The following is a 17,231-nucleotide window of genomic DNA, read 5'->3' on the forward strand; positions in this document are numbered from 1 at the left end:
CCGTTTTAGGTGGTTTAGCGTATTCGTATGCCTGAACAGCCTGACCACCCTGGCCACGAAGAAGACCCTTCCGCAGCCCACGGCTCCCACAGCGCCCACAGTCCCCACGGCGCCCACGGAGCCCACGGGAGGGCCCCCACCCGGGGCGAGCGGTGGTCGGCGTTCAAGGACTCGCCCTTCCTGCCCGCGGTCGTGCTGGTGTTCATCCTGGCGGCCGCCGCGGGGCTCTTCGCGGGGTCGTACACGTACTCCATGGCGAAACCGACCCCGCACCACATCCCCACCGCGGTGGTCGGCGCGCAGGAGGCCACCCGGGGCAAGGCGTTCCTGGACGGCATGGAGAAGGCGCTGAACGCCTCGCTCGAAGTGCACGAGTACGACAGCGTGGGCGCGGCGCGGACCGCGGTGGAGGAGCAGAAGGTCTTCGCGATCCTCGCGGTGGCGTCCGGGGACAAGGTGACGTTCGACGTCTCGGGGGCTTCCGGTGCGTCGGTCGCACAGGTCCTCGCGGAGGCGGCCCCGAAGGTGGGGAAGGAAGTGGGGGTGCCGGTCACGGTGAAGGACATCAAGCCCCTCCAGGAAGGCGACCCGCGAGGGCTCGCGATCTTCTACATCTCGCTGGCCGCGGTGATCATCGGCTTCGTGGGGGCGATCCAGCTGAGCGTCCACGCGCGAGGACTCAACCCGGCGGAGCGGATCGCTTTCACGGTCCTCTACGCGCTGCTCGGCGGGTTCGTGATCGCGGCGGTGGTGGACTGGTGGCTGGGCGCGGTGGACCTGCCGTTCGTGGAGTCGTGGCTGATCCTGGCGCTGACGATGTTCGCTTCGGGGATGGTCTTCACGATGTTCAACACCCTGTTCGGGCGCTGGGCGATGATCCCGACCTGGGGCCTGATGGTGCTGCTGGGCAACCCGTCGTCGGGCGGCGCGGTCTCGTGGCCGCTGCTCCCCTCGGTCCTCGGCCACATCGGGCGCTGGCTGCCGCCCGGGGCATCGGTCAACGCCCAGCACACGGCGGTGTACTTCGGCGGCCACCAGCACGTGTTCCCGTTCCTGGTGCTCGCGGCGTGGGCGGTGCTCGCGTGCACGGTGTTCTGGGTCTGGCGCCACCGCCACCCGGGCGGCCGGGAGAGGCCGGCGGCGCACGCGGCGGCGCCGGCGGGGTGAGGCGGCCCTTGCCGTCCCCTGGCTTCCGGTCTCCGGTCTCCGGGAACGGCGAAGGCCCCGTCCATCGGACGGGGCCTTCGAAGAGGTGGCTGGGGCCGGGATCGAACCGGCGACCTATCGCTTTTCAGGCGATCGCTCGTACCAACTGAGCTACCCAGCCACGCGATTCAAGGAATCGCAAGCGGTCCTGACGGGATTTGAACCCGCGGCCTCCACCTTGACAGGGTGGCGAGCACTCCAAACTGCTCCACAGGACCAAGCGTTGTGCGAGCACTAGTCTCGCACAAGGTGTTGCGTGCCCCCAACGGGATTCGAACCCGTGCTACCGCCTTGAAAGGGCGGCGTCCTGGGCCACTAGACGATGAGGGCTAAGGGCCCACCTGGGCGCTTTGCAGCGCGTCGGGGACGTGAGAAGCATATGGGATGCGGGGAGCTATCGCCAAAACGGTTATCGGGGGGCCGGGGAGCCGGTGTCCGGGGAGCGGCCCGCGGGGGGCGGGGACGGCGTCGCGCCGGGCTGGTTCTCCTTCGGCAGATGGCGGCTGACTTCCGCCTTCGTCAGCCCGAGGCCGCCCAGTTTGATTTCGTCCCAGGCCTGGAGGCGCCGGGTGTCCCGGTCCAGGTAGAGGACCGACGTCTCGACCGGGTCGGGGTACTTCCCCTCCACCGCCCGCAGCCCGCTGCCGCCCGTGGAGCCCTCGATGCGCAGCCGCGTCCCGCCGTCCATGACCTCCATCTCCTGGTGGTGCACATGGCCCGCCAGGGCGAGCGGCACCTCGCCGTCCGTCTCGCGCGCGGCGTCGGGGTTGTGCGCGACGGCGATGTCGACGGGCGTGCCCGCGGCCTTCTGGTCCCGCAGGGCGGAGGCGAGGCCGATGCCCGCCATCTCCTCGACGGCCTCGCCCTCGGCCGGCTCCGAGCGGTCCGGGGTGTACTGCGGATCGCCCGTCCCGGCGAACCGCAGCCCCGCGACCGTCGCCGCCCTGCCCTCGTCCAGGACGTGGACGTTCTTCATGCGCTGGAGATAGCGCTGGGTCGTGTGGGAGTCGTGGTTGCCCCTGACCCACACGTACGGAGCCCCCAGGTCCTCGACCGGGTCCAGGAAGGTGTTCTCGGCGGCGCTTCCGTGGTCCATCGTGTCGCCGGAATCGACGATGACGTTGATGTCGTACTGCTCGACCAGCGAGGCGATGATCTTCCAGCTCGCCGGGTTGAGGTGGATGTCCGAGACGTGCAGGACACGGATCGTGGACGGGTCCGGCTGGTACGCGGGGAGCGTCGACGTCGCGTCGTACAGCTTCGTCACGTTGGTGACCAGGCGCGCCAGCTCCTGCTGATACACGTCGAACTCGCTCACGATGCTCCGGGCGTTGCCGACCACCGACGGCGCGCTGCTGAGCAGGCCCGAGAACTTCGGCTCCAGGACCGACTTCGGGTTCCACGTCGCGTACGCCGCCGCGCCCGACGCGGCGAGCAGGGCCAGGGCGAGGCCGCCCGCCGCCATGGCCCGGCGCGGGCGGCGGTAGACCGCGAGGCCCAGCGTCGTGGCGCCCGCGACGACGGCGGCGCAGGAGCGTACGGCCAGGTCGAGCGTGCCGTGGCCGACGTCCCTCGTCACCTCGTCCTGGAGGCCCGAGATCCGCTCGGGGTGGTCGACCAGGGCCTGGGAGCGGACCGGGTCCAGGCGGTCCACGTCCACGTCCAGGCGGATGGGCGCGAGGTGCGAGCGCAGTTCGAGGGCGCCCAGCGGGGAGACGTCGATCTTCGTGCCGCCGGTGAGCGAGGGGCGCAGCGTCATGCGCGTGTCCATCGGGCCGACCGGAGCGTGCACGCTGCCGACGATCAGCAGGCCGAGCCAGGCGCCGAACAGGACGACCGCGATCAGGCCCACCGCGCGGCCGTACGGGTGGGGAGGGCTGATGAGCTCGCTCACCGGGTGCGGGTGGCGGGACCGGTAGTGGCGTACGAGGGCGGCGGGCGCACGGAAGTCGCGGGCCATTGGGCCGGTATGCCCAAGGGGAGGGGCGGCTATGCGGGGCGGTGGCCGACAATGGGTGCGTGCTGGAGATGACGCGGGAAGAGTTCGAGGAACTGGTCGCCGAGGCGCTCGACCGGATTCCTCCCGAGTTGACGCGGTTGATGGACAACGTGGCGGTGTTCGTGGAGGACGAACCACCCGCCGAGGACCCCGAGCTGCTCGGGCTTTACGAGGGGACTCCGCTGACGGACCGGGGCGAGTGGTACGCGGGAGTGCTGCCCGACCGAATCACGATCTACCGGGGGCCGACGCTGCGCATGTGCGAGTCGCGCGAGGACGTCGTCGTGGAGACGGAGATCACAGTGGTGCACGAAGTCGCACATCACTTCGGGATCGACGACGAGCGCCTGCACGCCCTGGGATACGGCTGACGGCCGGGCGGCACCGGGCGGCGGCGGGGCTCGTCGTCCGTGTCCTCTTGCGGGGCAAGGGAGTTGGGTAGGACGTCCCCGCTTCTCAGCGCCTCGGAGGTGCTCGGCCGTGCGCCAGTTGTACGTTCCTGTCCGGTTGGCCGCGGCGGCGGTGGCCGTCATGGCGACCGCGGGCTGCATGAGCATCGGCGACGACGGCGGCGGTGAGCCCGGACCCGCGCGGTCCGCGGGCGAGCGCAGCGCGGCGGCCGCCCCGGACGGCGGCAGCGTCACGCCGGGCGCCGGTTCGGCCGGCGGTGATGCCGACCGCGGCGACGCGAAGGGCGGCAAGGGGAAGGGCAAGGGGAAGGGCAAAGGCAAGGGCAAGGGGGGATCGGGCAAGCGCGGCGAGTCCGGTTCCGACGCAGCCCAGGCCTCGGCGTCCGCGTCCGGCGGTGGCGACGCCCCCGCCCCGCCGGCGAAGGGCGGGGGTCCTGCGCCCACCCGTACGAAGCCCGACCCGCCGCGCCCCACGCCGACGCCCGATCCTCCGAAGCCGACCCCGACGCCGACTCCTGAGCCCACTCCGGAGCCCTCGTCGTCGGCGCACGAGCCCCCGAAGCAGGACACGCAGCTGGGGGAGCGCTCGGAGGGGCTCAGGTCGCGGGAGCCCTCGCCGGAGGCCGGGCCCGCCTAAGACGGCTTCGGGCGGCCTCGGGTCCGTCCGGGACGCCTCGGGGCGGGGTTCAGCCCCTGTCCGAAACCCGCTTCGTCGCAGGTGAGACGAGCTGTGGGGGGTGGAATCCAAGGTGCCCCGGAGGGTGCGGTTTGCCTTCTGGGGGGTTGGGTGCGTATGGTGGTAGATCGTTTGATCCCATTTGCCCGGCGCCGAAAAAGAAGAGCGCCGCGTGGCGCGTACTCTCCCTTGCCGTGGCTGACCGCATAGAGGCGGTCCATTGCGAAATCACGGAGTTGACGGGCGCGTGCCGAGACTCCGGAAGGTTTCGCATTTCGCATGTCCATTTCTCATTCTGACCACGCCGTCCTGCCCGAGAACGAGACGACCGACGAGCTGAAGGCCGAGGCGGCCGAGGCCGTCGTCGAGACCGCCGAGGCTGTCGAGACCGTCGAGAACGTCCAGGCCGCAGACGTCGTGGAGGCCGCCGAGCAGGTCGTCGCCGAGGCCGATGAGCCCGCGACCGACGCTGCCGACGAGGCCGTCAAGGCCGCCGACGAGGCCGTCAAGGCCGCCGACGAAGCTCCGGCCGGCCCCACCTTCGGTGACCTCGGTCTCCCCGAGGCCATCGTCCGCAAGCTCGCCCAGAACGGCGTGACCGCGCCCTTCCCGATCCAGGCCGCGACCATCCCGGACGCCCTGGCCCACAAGGACATCCTCGGCCGCGGCCGTACGGGCTCCGGCAAGACCCTCTCCTTCGGTCTGCCGATGCTCACCACGCTCGCCGGTGGCCACACCGAGAAGAAGAAGCCCCGCGGCGTCATCCTGACCCCGACCCGTGAGCTCGCGATGCAGGTCGCGGACGCGCTTCAGCCGTACGGCGACGTGCTCGGCCTGAAGATGAAGGTCGTCTGCGGCGGTACGTCCATGGGCAACCAGATCTACGCCCTCGAGCGCGGCGTCGACATCCTCGTCGCCACGCCGGGCCGTCTGCGCGACATCATCAGCCGTGGCGCCTGCTCGCTGGAGAACACCCAGATCGCGGTGCTCGACGAGGCCGACCAGATGTCCGACCTGGGCTTCCTGCCCGAGGTCACGGAGCTGCTCGACCAGGTTCCGTCCGGCGGTCAGCGGATGCTGTTCTCGGCCACGATGGAGAACGAGATCTCCACGCTGGTCAAGCGCTACCTGACCAACCCGGTCACGCACGAGGTCGACAGCGCCCAGGGCAACGTCACGACCATGACCCACCACATCCTGATCGTGAAGCCCCGCGACAAGGCGCCCGTCACGGCCGCCATCGCCGCGCGCAAGGGCCGCACGATCATCTTCGTCCGCACCCAGCTGGGCGCCGACCGCATCGCCGAGCAGCTCTGCGAGTCCGGCGTGAAGGCCGACGCGCTGCACGGCGGCATGACGCAGGGCGCTCGTACCCGCGTCCTCGAGGACTTCAAGAAGGGCTACGTCAACGCGCTCGTCGCGACCGACGTCGCCGCCCGAGGCATCCACGTCGACGGCATCGACCTGGTCCTGAACGTGGACCCGGCCGGCGACCACAAGGACTACCTGCACCGCTCCGGCCGTACCGCTCGCGCGGGCCGCTCTGGCACGGTCGTCTCGCTGTCCCTGCCGCACCAGCGTCGCCAGATCTTCCGTCTGATGGAGGACGCGGGCGTCGACGCCACGCGTCACATCATCAACGGCGGCGGCACCTTCGACCCGGAGGTCGCCGAGATCACCGGCGCCCGTTCGATGACCGAGGTGCAGGCCGACTCCGCGGGCAACGCCGCGACCCAGGCCGAGCGTGAGGTCAAGGACCTCACCAAGGAGCTGGAGCGCGCCACCCGCCGCGCCACGGAGCTGCGCGAGGAGGCCTCGCGCCTCACCGCGCGTGCCGCCCGTGAGCGTGGCGACGACCCGGAGACCGCGGTGGCCGAGGCCGCCGCAGCCGCCGAGGCCGTCGTCGAGGCCGCCGTCTCCGTCCCGGAGCAGTCGGCCGCGCCGGCCGCCCGTGACGACCGTCGTCCGCAGCGCGACGACCGCGGCAACTACGAGCGTGAGCGCCGTGACGACCGTGGCGGCCGCTCCTTCGAGCGTCGTGACGACCGTGGCGGCTCCGGCTTCCGCGGCGGCGACCGTCGTGAGGGTGGCGGCGGCTTCAACCGTGACCGCGGCAACGACCGTGGCGGCCGCTCCTTCGAGCGTCGTGACGACCGTGGCGGCTCCGGCTTCCGCGGCGGCGACCGTCCGTCGGGCGGCGACCGTGGCGGTTTCCGTGGCGGCGACCGTCGTGACGACAACCGTGGCGGTGGCTCCGGCTTCCGCGGCGGCGACCGTCCGTCGGGCGGCGACCGTGGCGGTTTCCGTGGCGGCGACCGTCGGGACGACAACCGTGGCGGTGGCTCCGGCTTCCGTCGTGACGACCGTCCCTCCGGTGGCGACCGTGGCGGTTTCCGTGGCGGCGACCGTCGGGACGACAACCGTGGCGGCGGCTCCAGCTTCCGTCGCGACGACCGCCCCTCCGGCGGCCACCGCGGCAGCGACCGTCCGTTCAACCGTGACCGCCGCGACGACCGCCCCGCGGGCGGTGCCCGCTCCGGCGGCCACGACCGCCCGGCGTTCAACCGCGACCGCTCCGGCACCGGCACGGGTTCCTTCGGACGCCGTGACGACAAGCCGCGCTGGAAGCGCAACGGCTGACCCACGGCCGGTCTGATCTGACCGAAGGGCCCGCACGACATACCTGTCGTGCGGGCCCTTCGTCGTATCCGTGCCGGTGCTCGCTGTTACCTTCAGGCCTGATCAGCTTCAGGCCTGATCAGAAGGACGGTCCGGTGGGGAGCCGGACCGCGAGGGAGGGGACCCGATCTGACCGGTGACGGCCGCGCCGACCTCGTCGCCCGCAAGGCTTCCACCGGCGACATCCTCGTCTTCGCGGCCAAGAGCGACGGGAAGCTGGCGGCCGGCAAGAAGATCCGCTCGGCCTGGACGACGTACACGCACGTCGTCGGGGCGGGTGACCTGAACGGTGACGGGATCGGGGACGTCCTGGCCCGGCGCGAGGACGGGACGCTGTTCCGGTACGAGGGCAAGGGCGACGGCACCCTCGCCGACCGGGCCACGGTCTTCACCGAGTGGGGCGCCTCGTACAACGCCGTGGTCGGTGCCGGCGACATCACCGGTGACGGCGAGGCCGACCTGGTCGTGCGCGACACGTCCGGGAACCTCTACCGCAACGACGGCAAGGGGAACGGTTCGTTCACCGCGCGGACGAAGGTCGCGACCGGCTGGAGCGGCTACAAGGGCCTCTACTAGCCCTTGAGTTGAGCGCTTTTTGGCCAGCGGTGGCGCATGTCGTGCCCCCGGCGAGGGAATCGCTGGGGGCATGACAAGTGACCCCAGAGAGCGGAAGCAGTCCCCACCACCCGGGCCCACGGCACCACCCGGGCCCACGGCCGCCGGCTCGGACGAGGAGCGCCTCGCCCAGCTCGGCTACACCCAGGTCCTGGCCCGGCGCATGTCCGCGTTCTCCAACTACGCGGTCTCCTTCACGATCATCTCGGTCCTGTCCGGCTGCCTCACGATGTATCTGTTCGGCATGAACACCGGCGGTCCCGCCCTGATCACCTGGGGGTGGGTCGGGGTCGGTCTGATGACGCTGTTCGTGGGTCTGGCCATGGCGGAGATCTGTTCCGCCTATCCGACCTCCGCCGGGCTCTACTTCTGGGCGCACCGGCTCGCGCCGTCGCGGACCGCGGCCGCCTGGGCGTGGTTCACGGGCTGGTTCAACGTCCTCGGGCAGGTCGCGGTCACCGCGGGGATCGACTTCGGGGCCGCCTCGTTCCTCGGCGCGTACCTCAATCTGCAGTTCGACTTCCAGGTTACCGAGGGGCGCACGATCCTGCTCTTCGCCGCGATCCTCGTGCTCCACGGCCTGCTCAACACCTTCGGGGTGCGCATCGTCGGGCTGCTGAACAGCGTCAGCGTGTGGTGGCACGTCTTCGGGGTCGCCGTCATCGTCGGCGCGCTCGCCTTCTCACCCGACTCGCATCAGTCGGCGTCCTTCGTCTTCACCGAGTTCGTCAACAACACCGGGTGGGGGAGCGGGTTGTACGTGGCGCTCATCGGGCTGCTCATGGCCCAGTACACCTTCACCGGCTACGACGCCTCCGCCCACATGACCGAGGAGACGCACGACGCGTCCACCGCCGGTCCCAAGGGCATCGTCCGGTCCATCTGGACGTCCTGGATCGCCGGGTTCGTGCTGCTGCTCGGCTTCACCTTCGCCATCCAGTCGTACGACGGCGCCCGCGAGTCGGCGACGGGGGCGCCGCCGGCCCAGATCCTCCTCGACGCGCTCGGGGCCACCACGGGCAAGCTGCTCCTCCTCGTCGTCATCGGCGCCCAGCTCTTCTGCGGCATGGCGTCCGTGACCGCCAACTCGCGGATGATCTACGCCTTCTCGCGGGACGGAGCGCTGCCGTTCTCGCACATCTGGCACTCGGTCAACCCGCGTACGCGCACGCCCGTCGCCGCGGTCTGGCTCGCGGCACTCGGCGCGCTCGTCCTCGGCCTGCCCTATCTGATCAATGTCACGGCGTACGCGGCGGTGACGTCCATCGCCGTCATCGGTCTCTACATCGCCTACGTCGTGCCCACCTTCCTGCGGCTGCGCAAGGGCGAGGAATTCGAGCGCGGGCCCTGGCACTTGGGCCGCTGGTCACGCCCGATCGGCATCGTGGCGGTGGCCTGGGTCGGCGTGATCACGGTCCTCTTCATGCTGCCGCAGGTCTCGCCGGTCACCTGGGAGACCTTCAACTACGCCCCGATCGCGGTCCTCGTCGTCCTCGGGTTCGCCGCCACGTGGTGGTTCGCCTCGGCCAGGCACTGGTTCCTCAACCCGGACCACGAGCGCACGGCGGCCCGCGAGGCGGCCAGGAACGGGGCGCCGGAACCGGCCGATCCCTGAGCCCGCCGCGGCCGTCCACGGCTCGCACCCGGCCCGCACCCGGCCCGTCGCGGAACGCGCGACGGGCCAAGGAGGCGATACCCGATCGGACGGCTTGCCCTGTCCGGCTATGCTCGGGGGGTGCGTCCGCACGGACCGTTAGCTCAATTGGCAGAGCAGTGGACTTTTAATCCATTGGTTGTGGGTTCGAGTCCCACACGGTCTACCGGAGAAGGCCCAGGTCAGACATCTTCTGACCTGGGCCTTCGGCGTGCCCCGGGGCGTCGCTCGCCCGAACGGACCCTCCTCGCCTGCGCCCCCGTGGCCCGCGAGTGACGCTGGGCCTGCCAGGTGGCCGATCCGGAGGTTCAGCATGGGTTCCGTACGACGGGTTCTCGTGATGGTGCTCGTGGCGTCGCTGATCGGCCTCTCGGCGGCCTGCGGTGGTTCCGGCAGCGGCTCCCAGGGGGCGGCCACCGAGCGCGCGCGCCCCGCCGAGCTGGCCTTCGAGCACCCCGGAGTGCTCGTCAGCAAGGCGCAGCTGGACCGCGTGCGCGCCCACGTCACGGCGCGCGAGCAGCCCTGGCTGACGGCGTTCGAGCAGATGCGGGACAGCAAGTACGGCGCGGGTGACTACACGGCCAAGCCGTACGCCGTCGTCGCGTGCCCGCCCGGCACCCGCCCCGGACAGGGCTGCGTCGAAGAGCGCGAGGACGCCATCGCCGCGTACACCCAGGCGCTGCTCTGGAACATCACCGGCGACCGCGCGCACGCCAAGAAGGCGGTGCAGATCATGGACGCCTGGGCGCGGGTGATCACCCGGCACACGGAGTCCAACGCGGGTCTCCAGACCGCCTGGGCCGCCTCCTCCTGGGCCCGCGCGGCCGAGGCCGTGCGCTACACCTACGACGGCTGGACCGACGGCGAACTCCTGCGCTTCGAGCGGATGCTGCGCAACGCCTATCTGCCCCAAGTGCGCGACGGAGCGGCCGACTTCAACGGCAACTGGGACCTGTTGATGGCCGACGCGACCATCAGCATGGCGGTCTTCCTCGACGACCACGAGTCCTTCGAGAAGGCGGTGACGCATTTCCGGACCCGCGTGCCCGCCTACTTCTATCTGGAGTCGGACGGCCCGCTGCCCGTATCGCCCGCGGGCAGCGACATCAACACCCCGGCGAAGCTCCAGAAGTACTGGTTCGGGCAGAAGACGTTCGCCGACGGGCTCTCCCAGGAGACCTGCCGGAACTTCAAGCACGCCAGCTACTCGCTCGCGGCCACCGCGCACATCGCCGAGACCGCCTGGCATCAGGGCGTCGACCTGTACGGCGAGGTCAAGGAGCGGCTGCGGGCCGCGCTCGAATTCCACTCCAAGTACCAGCGGGGCGCCAAGGCGCCGGACTGGCTGTGCGGCGGCAAGGTGCGGCGCGACATGGGGCCCGACACCGAGGTCGGTCTCAATCACCTGCGGGAACGGCTGAAGCTGGCTCTTCCGGAGACGGAGAGGTTCACGCACGAGCGGCGGCCCGAGGGGACGGACGATCTCTTCGTGGCCTGGGAAACGCTGACGCACGCCGAGAACGCGTGAACCGGTTCGCTTTCACTCCCCCTGATGGCGTAGAGTTGCATTCAACGGCGCGGGGTGGAGCAGCTCGGTAGCTCGCTGGGCTCATAACCCAGAGGTCGCAGGTTCAAATCCTGTCCCCGCTACTAAAGACCGAAGGCCCGGATCCAGAAATGGATCCGGGCCTTCGGTGTTTTCCGCCCCGGGGTGGTCCGGTCTCTCCATTAACCCGGTCGGCCCACACCGGTCGCCCCGTGCCGCCGCTCCGGGAACCCTGAATGAGCGTGGTCATGGATCTGGTCCTGGGCGCGGAATTCGGCAGGAGAAGACCGGTGGGGCAGCCAGGAGGAATCGGTGGCGGGGGCGGTGGCAAGAGTCCCGATGTCCGGCATGAGCGGGCGCTCGTGCGGGCCCTTCCGCTGCTGCTCATCGTCGCCGGGGTCGTCTACGACGTCTCGACCCCGCCCGCGTTCACCGCGGCGCCCCTCTTCACCGCCGCCCCGCTCATCGCCGCGCCCTTCTACTCGCTGATCAGCACCGCGCTCATCGGCTTCGGCTCCTGCGCCGCCGTGCTCGCCCTGCACTTCAAGACCAGCACCACCACCGACGTCGAGGCCGTCACCGAACTGATCACGGTGGTGACCGTCGCCGTGCTCGCCGTCCTCATCAACCGCGTCCAGCGCCGCAGCGACGAACAGTTGGCCTCCGCCCGCTCCATCTCCGAGGCCGCCCAGCGTGCCGTACTGCCGCAGCCGGACCCCCGGATCGGCGGTCTTGACATCGCGGCGCGGTACGAGGCCGCGGAGGCCGACGCGTTCATCGGGGGTGATCTGTACGCCGTGCAGGACACCCCGCACGGCGTACGCGTCATCGTCGGTGACGTACGCGGCAAGGGCATGGGCGCGGTGGCGGCCGTCGCCGTCGTCATCGGGGCGTTCCGGGAGGCCGCCGAGCAGGAGGCCACGCTGGAGGCGGTGGCCCAGCGCCTTGAGCGTGCGCTTGCTCGTGAGGGCACGCGGCGTGACGGGCTCGACGCCTTCGAGGGGTTCACCACCGCGGTCCTCGCGGAGATCCCGCACGGCGACGGTCTGGTGCGCCTCATCAACCGCGGGCACCCGGGACCGCTGCTCCTGCGCGGCGACGGACGGCTGTGCGTCCTGTCCGCCACCGAGCCCGCCCTTCCGCTGGGGATGGGGGATCTGGGCGCCTGGCCGGACCGTGCGGACGAGACGGAGTTCCCGCCGGGGGCGATGCTGCTGCTCTACACCGACGGGCTCTCCGAGGCGCGTGACGGCCGCGGCGAGTTCTACGACCCGGCCGTCCGGCTCGGCGGCCGCATCTTCCCCGGGCCCAATGGCCCGGACGCGCTCCTGGCCACGCTCACCGACGAGGTGCGGCGGCACACCGGGGGCGGCACGACCGACGACATGGCGCTGCTCGCGGTGCGGCGGCCGTTGGGGACGGGTGACGCCAGGGCCGGCGCGGAGGTCGACGCGGAGGCCGACGCGGGGGCCGAGGTCACGGGCCGTGACTGAAGGACACCACTCCGCATAACAACTGACGTACTGTCAAGGAAGTGTGAAGCTCCGGTGTGTGAAGAATCGGGGTCAACTCGCCCCGTTCCAGCCCTCCGTGTCCCATTAAGTACAGGCCAAAGCCGTTAACGATCAGTCGGAACGGCTTGGAATACGACCCCGCTGTCTATTAACGTTCGATAACGCAGCGCGGTCGTCCCAGCCGTCACTCGAGTCGGCTCCGCGCGCACGCGCCTAATCCCGAAAGGGAGCCGGGGAACCACTAATTGGGGTGAATCGGGCATCTGTGCATCCGTGCCAGATGTTCGTAGGAGACCTTCCTGCTCCGAACCCGTCAGCTAACCCGGTAGGCGAGAAGGAAGGAAAGGAGTGCGCCCCAGTGGCGTCCAACCGCCCTGCCCCCCAAGGCGCGTACGTACCGAATGACGACGACTTCGGTGGGTACGACGACAATTCCTGGGAGGAATGGAACCCCACCGAGGAGTCCATTCGTCCCGTCCGCGGCAGGCACCGCGTGCACAAGCGGGGCGGTGGCGGGCTCGCCCGCAGCTCCACGGTTCTCGGCGTAGGCGTCATCGCCGCCGTCGGCGCGGGCGGCATCGCCACCGCGCAGGGCGGCAAGCCCCCGGTGGCCATCGAGATGCCGGACCTCTCGGCCGTCACGGACTCGCTGCCGGAGGCCAAGTCGCTTCCGGGCGTGGGCTCCCTGATATCCGACGACTCGTCCGACGCGGCTTCCGCGGACGACGGCGTGACGGTCGCCGCAGCGCCCCTGAGCGCCGCCGGCATCAGCACCGCCGACGCCGAGCAGGGCACCACGGACGCCGGCGAGGCACTGCGGGCCCGCATCATGGAGCAGGCCGAGAACCAGCAGGACCAGGCGGACGACGCGGTCCAGAAGGCGGCCGAAGAGGCCGCCGTCAAGCAGGCCGCCGCACAGGCGGCGGCCGAGCAGACCGCGGCCGAGAAGAAGATCGCCGCCGAGAAGGCCGCCGCGAAGAAGAAGGCCGAGGCGGAGGCCAAGCGCAAGGCCGAGGCGGAGCGCCTGGCCAAGCTCGCCAAGAGCTACACCCTCCCCGTCGCCTCGTACACGCTCACCGGCACCTTCGGTCAGCCCGGCTCCATGTGGTCCTCCGGCTACCACACCGGCCTGGACTTCGCGGCGCCCACGGGCACGCCCATCAAGGCGATCCACTCGGGCACCATCAAGGAAGCCGGCTGGGCGGGGGCCTACGGCTACCGCACGGTCCTCGAACTCGACGACGGCACCGAGATCTGGTTCTGCCACCAGTCCTCGATGAGCGTCAGCGTCGGCCAGAAGGTCACCACCGGCGAGACCATCGGCCGCGTCGGCGCGACCGGCAACGTCACCGGTGCCCATCTCCACCTGGAGATCCACCCGGGCGGCGACTCCACCGGGGTCGACCCGGCGGCGTGGCTGCGCGGCAAGGGCCAGTCGATCTGATGTAGCCGCAGAACCCCGGCGGTCCTGGCGACAACCCCCCGACGCCAGGGCTGCCGGTTCGGCATGTCCGCGCTCCGCGCCCGCTCCCCGTTGCGCGTGTCCACCGAGTGGAACCGGCATCCCGTTGTACGGAATGCCGAGATCCGTAGGGGCGTTGAGCCCCGTATGACTTCTCTCCGCAAACTTGGCTCGTCCGACCTCGAGGTCTTCCCGCTGGCACTCGGCGGCAACGTCTTCGGCTGGACGGCCGACGAGGCGCAGTCCTTCTCCGTGCTGGACGCCTACACCGCCGCCGGCGGCAACTTCATCGACACCGCCGACGTCTACTCGGCCTGGGTGCCCGGCAACAAGGGCGGCGAGTCCGAGACCGTCATCGGCAGCTGGCTGGCCGCGCGCGGCAACCGCTCCGACGTCGTGCTCGCCACCAAGGTCGGCGCCCACCCCGACTACAAGGGCCTGTCCGCGAGCACCATCAAGTCCGGTGCCGAGGAGTCGCTGCGCCGCCTGGGCACCGACTACATCGACCTCTACTACACGCACTACGACGACCCGACCGTCCCGGTCGAGGAGATCATCGGCGCGCTCGACGAGCTGGTGACGTCCGGCAAGGTCCGCGCCATCGCCGCGTCGAACGTGACCGCCGACCGGCTCCAGGAGTTCCTGGACTTCTCCGACCGCGAGGGCCTCGCGCGCTACTCGGTGCTCCAGCCGCACTACAACCTCGTCTCGCGCGACACGTACGAGGGCACCCTGGAGCAGGTCGCATCGCGCTCCGGCCTGGCCGCCGTCCCGTACTACGCGCTCGCGTCCGGTTTCCTGACGGGCAAGTACCGCCCGGGTGCGAAGGTCGACAGCGCGCGGGCCGAGGGCGCTGGCAAGCACCTGGACACCGGCCGCGGGCGGCGCGTGCTCGCCGCCCTGGACGAGGTCGCCCAGGCGCGCGGCGCCGAGATCGCGACCGTGGCCCTGGCCTGGCTCGCGGCGCAGCCGACGGTGGCGGCGCCGCTCGCGTCGGCCCGTACGGTCGAGCAGCTGCCTGCGCTGCTCGCGGTGGGGGAGTTCGAGCTGACGGCCGCCGAGCTGTCGGCGCTGACGGTGGCCTCCGCCTGAGTCGAGCCCTTCTCAGCCGCGGTAGGGGTTGTACGCGGGATAGGGCATCGCGGGCTGGGCGTAGGGATATCCGTACGGGGGCTGCGGCGGCTGCTGGTGCTGCTGCTGTGGATAAGGCTGCTGGTATCCGTACGGCTGTTGGTACCCGCGCTGCTGCTGGTACCCGTACGGCGGCGGCATCGGCACCAGCACCGGTGCCGTCGCGCGCGCCGCGTACGCGAGGGCGGGCCGTGCCGCCTCGCGGCGCTCCCACAGCGCGTGCAGCAACTCCCGCTCCCGTACGACGAAGTCGGCGCCCGCGCGGCCCTTGCGCCCACGGTGGCGAAGAAGCGCGAGAGACGTCGCGTACGTCTCGTACTGGGCGACCGTGCGCGCCGCGGCCTTGCCCTGGGTGTACGAGGCGTAGTCGCGGGCCAGCGTGCGGGCGCGCATCGTGCCGAGCGCGTACGGCTCGGGCGCGGTGAGCCAGCCCGCGAGCGCGTACGCGGGCAGTTCGGCCCGCACGATGCGCAGGCCGCGCTGCCTGATCCAGATCACCAGCCAGGTGAGCAGGCCGAACGAGGGCAGCATGAAGAGCGCGTAGACGGTGAAGAAGCCGTAGCTCCCGAAGCTCGCCGAGCCGTTCCACAGGGCGTGCAGGCCCATCGCCAGGAGGAGCCCGCCCACCGGGAGCAGGACGCGGCGCCAGTGCTGGCGGTCGGCGCTGAGCGCGGCGATGCCGAAGCCGAAGCCGGTGAGCACGGTGAAGAGCGGGTGCGCGAAGGGCGACATGACGACGCGTACGAAGAAGGTCGCCGCCGTCACGGAGGCGAGTCCGGTGCCGCCGTTGATCTGGTCGGTGCCGAAGGCGCTGCCGAGATAGAGGATGTTCTCGGTGAACGCGAAGCCGGTCGCGGTCACGCCGGCGATCACCACGCCGTCGACGATGCCGGTGAACTCGCGTCTGCGGAAGAGGAAGACGAGCAGCACGGCCGCCGCCTTCGCGCTCTCCTCGACGATCGGGGCTATGACGGTCGCGCCGAGGGTGTCCGCGCTGTTGGGGTCGGCGGTGGCGGTGGCTATCCAGCGGGTCGCGAAGCTGTTCGCGACGATCGCTATGAGGGCGGCCGCGCAGGCGCCCCAGGCGAAGGCGAAGATCAGATTCCGCCAGGGGCCCGGCTGGACCCGTTGCAGCCAGCGGAAGGCGGCCACCAGGAGCGGCACGGGCAGCGTCGCGAGGCCGAGCCCGACGAGGAAGCCTTCGGTGCCCGTCTGCTCCCGGACCAGGGCCAGGATCACCAGGCCGGAGAGGGCGAGCAGCGTGACCAGGGCGGCCGCGCGTATCGCCCGCCGCTGCCACCAGCGCGCGTGCCGCAGCCCGGCGGGCCCTGCGGGGGGCATCGGGTACGGGTACGGAGAACGTGTGGCCACCCGTTGACCCTAACGAGGGACGGGGGCGGGCCGCGACGGTGTCTCAGGCCTCGTGGCTGGTTCCGTGGCTGGTTCCGTGGCCGATTCCGGGTTCGGTTCCGGTTTCGGCACCGTGCTCGGTCCCGTGCTCGGGTGTCCGCCGGAACAGCAGGTCATGGACCACGTGCCCCTTGTCCAGACCCTGGCCCTCGAAGCGGGTGAGGGGGCGGAAGGAGGGACGGGGCGCGTATCCGCCGTCGGCCCGGGTGTTCTCGAAGGCGGGGTGCGCGGTGAGGACTTCGAGCATCTGCTCGGCGTACGGCTCCCAGTCGGTCGCGCAGTGCAGCACGGCGCCGGACTTGAGGCGGGGCGCTGCGAGGTCGAGGAAGTCGGGCTGGATGATGCGGCGCTTGTGGTGGCGGGCCTTGGGCCAGGGGTCGGGGAAGTAGACGCGCAGGCCGTCGAGGGAGGCGGGCGGGAGCATTTCGCGGAGCAGGATGACGGCGTCGCCGTTGGCGACGCGGATGTTCTCCAGGCCGTTCCGCTCGGCGAGGCCGAGCAGGTTTCCCTGGCCGGGGGTGTGCACGTCGACCGCGAGGATGCCGGTGTCCGGGTCGTCGGCGGCCATCTGCGCGGTGGCCTCGCCCATGCCGAAGCCGATCTCGAGTACGACGGGACGCGGGCCGCCGAAGAGTTCGGCGAGGTCGAGCGTGCGCTGCCCGTCGATGTCCAGGCCCCACTTGGGCCACAGCCGCTGGAGCGAGTCCGCCTGGCCTGCGGTGACGCGGCTCCGCCGGGGCTGGAAGCTTCGGATCCGCCGCTCGAAGTGTGACCCGGCGGGGTCGGGTGCGGGGCCGTCGGGGAAACGGGGTTCGCCCTTCGGGCGTGCGGGGCGGGGGCTGCTGGGGGTGGCGGGTGAATCAGACACAGTGGGGGGATTTTAGTCCCCAACCACGCCCCTTCCCGAACCCCACCGGCGCGGGGCCTTG

At 71.0% G+C, this 17,231-nt stretch carries 13 protein-coding genes, 5 tRNA genes and 1 riboswitch; of the genes, 12 read left to right on the forward strand and 6 right to left on the reverse strand.

Features of this window, described 5'->3' with window-relative positions; genetic code table 11:
- The first annotated feature begins 27 nt into the window (after positions 1 to 27).
- Positions 28 to 1,167: an ABC-2 transporter permease gene (locus ACZ6ZP_RS41830; RefSeq protein WP_366463054.1), complete on the forward strand. Its 1,140-nt coding sequence runs from the start codon at positions 28 to 30 to the stop codon at positions 1,165 to 1,167.
- A gap of 86 nt (positions 1,168 to 1,253) precedes the next feature.
- Here ACZ6ZP_RS41830 and ACZ6ZP_RS41835 read toward each other — a convergent pair.
- The 4 genes from ACZ6ZP_RS41835 to ACZ6ZP_RS41850 form a co-directional block, all read right to left on the reverse strand.
- A tRNA-Phe gene (locus ACZ6ZP_RS41835) sits at positions 1,254 to 1,327 on the reverse strand.
- A gap of 22 nt (positions 1,328 to 1,349) precedes the next feature.
- Positions 1,350 to 1,424, reverse strand: a tRNA-Asp gene (locus ACZ6ZP_RS41840).
- A gap of 39 nt (positions 1,425 to 1,463) precedes the next feature.
- Positions 1,464 to 1,536: transfer RNA gene (locus tag ACZ6ZP_RS41845), tRNA-Glu, on the reverse strand.
- Between the two features lie 79 nt (positions 1,537 to 1,615).
- A complete protein-coding gene (locus ACZ6ZP_RS41850; RefSeq protein WP_351167527.1) occupies positions 1,616 to 3,166 on the reverse strand; it encodes a metallophosphoesterase family protein in 1,551 nt (516 codons plus the stop codon).
- A gap of 59 nt (positions 3,167 to 3,225) precedes the next feature.
- Between ACZ6ZP_RS41850 and ACZ6ZP_RS41855 the strand changes: the two genes are divergently transcribed.
- From ACZ6ZP_RS41855 to ACZ6ZP_RS41905, 11 genes are all read left to right on the forward strand, one after another.
- A complete protein-coding gene (locus tag ACZ6ZP_RS41855) occupies positions 3,226 to 3,576 on the forward strand; it encodes a metallopeptidase family protein (RefSeq protein ID WP_351167529.1) in 351 nt (116 codons plus the stop codon).
- Positions 3,577 to 3,685: 109 nt separating this feature from the next.
- Entirely contained in the window at positions 3,686 to 4,252 is a 567-nt protein-coding gene (locus ACZ6ZP_RS41860) for a hypothetical protein (protein WP_351167531.1), read from the forward strand.
- 318 nt (positions 4,253 to 4,570) lie between these two features.
- On the forward strand, positions 4,571 to 6,931 hold the full coding sequence (locus ACZ6ZP_RS41865; RefSeq protein ID WP_469410488.1) for a DEAD/DEAH box helicase: 2,361 nt from the start codon (positions 4,571 to 4,573) through the stop codon (positions 6,929 to 6,931).
- A gap of 168 nt (positions 6,932 to 7,099) precedes the next feature.
- Positions 7,100 to 7,546 carry an FG-GAP repeat domain-containing protein gene (locus tag ACZ6ZP_RS41870; protein ID WP_361469842.1) on the forward strand — a complete coding sequence of 149 codons (447 nt, stop codon included), beginning with the start codon at positions 7,100 to 7,102 and terminating at the stop codon, positions 7,544 to 7,546.
- A gap of 70 nt (positions 7,547 to 7,616) precedes the next feature.
- Positions 7,617 to 9,200: an amino acid permease gene (locus ACZ6ZP_RS41875; RefSeq protein ID WP_361469758.1), complete on the forward strand. Its 1,584-nt coding sequence runs from the start codon at positions 7,617 to 7,619 to the stop codon at positions 9,198 to 9,200.
- 132 nt (positions 9,201 to 9,332) lie between these two features.
- Positions 9,333 to 9,405: transfer RNA gene (locus ACZ6ZP_RS41880), tRNA-Lys, on the forward strand.
- Positions 9,406 to 9,552: 147 nt separating this feature from the next.
- Complete coding sequence (locus ACZ6ZP_RS41885) at positions 9,553 to 10,767, forward strand: alginate lyase family protein (RefSeq protein ID WP_383815202.1); 1,215 nt, start codon at positions 9,553 to 9,555, stop codon at positions 10,765 to 10,767.
- Between the two features lie 48 nt (positions 10,768 to 10,815).
- Positions 10,816 to 10,889, forward strand: a tRNA-Met gene (locus ACZ6ZP_RS41890).
- 144 nt (positions 10,890 to 11,033) lie between these two features.
- A complete protein-coding gene (locus ACZ6ZP_RS41895; RefSeq protein ID WP_361469812.1) occupies positions 11,034 to 12,278 on the forward strand; it encodes a PP2C family protein-serine/threonine phosphatase in 1,245 nt (414 codons plus the stop codon).
- A 221-nt stretch (positions 12,279 to 12,499) separates the two neighbouring features.
- Positions 12,500 to 12,646, forward strand: a riboswitch (cyclic di-AMP (ydaO/yuaA leader).
- An 11-nt stretch (positions 12,647 to 12,657) separates the two neighbouring features.
- A complete protein-coding gene (locus ACZ6ZP_RS41900; protein WP_351167543.1) occupies positions 12,658 to 13,743 on the forward strand; it encodes a M23 family metallopeptidase in 1,086 nt (361 codons plus the stop codon).
- A 165-nt stretch (positions 13,744 to 13,908) separates the two neighbouring features.
- Complete coding sequence (locus ACZ6ZP_RS41905) at positions 13,909 to 14,853, forward strand: aldo/keto reductase (protein WP_351167545.1); 945 nt, start codon at positions 13,909 to 13,911, stop codon at positions 14,851 to 14,853.
- 12 nt (positions 14,854 to 14,865) lie between these two features.
- On the opposite strand, the gene ACZ6ZP_RS41910 is transcribed toward ACZ6ZP_RS41905, so the two are convergent.
- Together ACZ6ZP_RS41910 and trmB are read right to left on the reverse strand one after the other, a co-directional pair.
- Entirely contained in the window at positions 14,866 to 16,263 is a 1,398-nt protein-coding gene (locus ACZ6ZP_RS41910; RefSeq protein WP_366463050.1) for a PrsW family intramembrane metalloprotease, read from the reverse strand.
- A 43-nt stretch (positions 16,264 to 16,306) separates the two neighbouring features.
- Positions 16,307 to 17,170 carry a tRNA (guanosine(46)-N7)-methyltransferase TrmB gene (gene trmB, locus ACZ6ZP_RS41915; RefSeq protein WP_361469822.1) on the reverse strand — a complete coding sequence of 288 codons (864 nt, stop codon included), beginning with the start codon at positions 17,168 to 17,170 and terminating at the stop codon, positions 16,307 to 16,309.
- Between the last annotated feature and the right edge of the window lie 61 nt (positions 17,171 to 17,231).

Source organism: Streptomyces sp. NPDC054047, assembly GCF_055585065.1.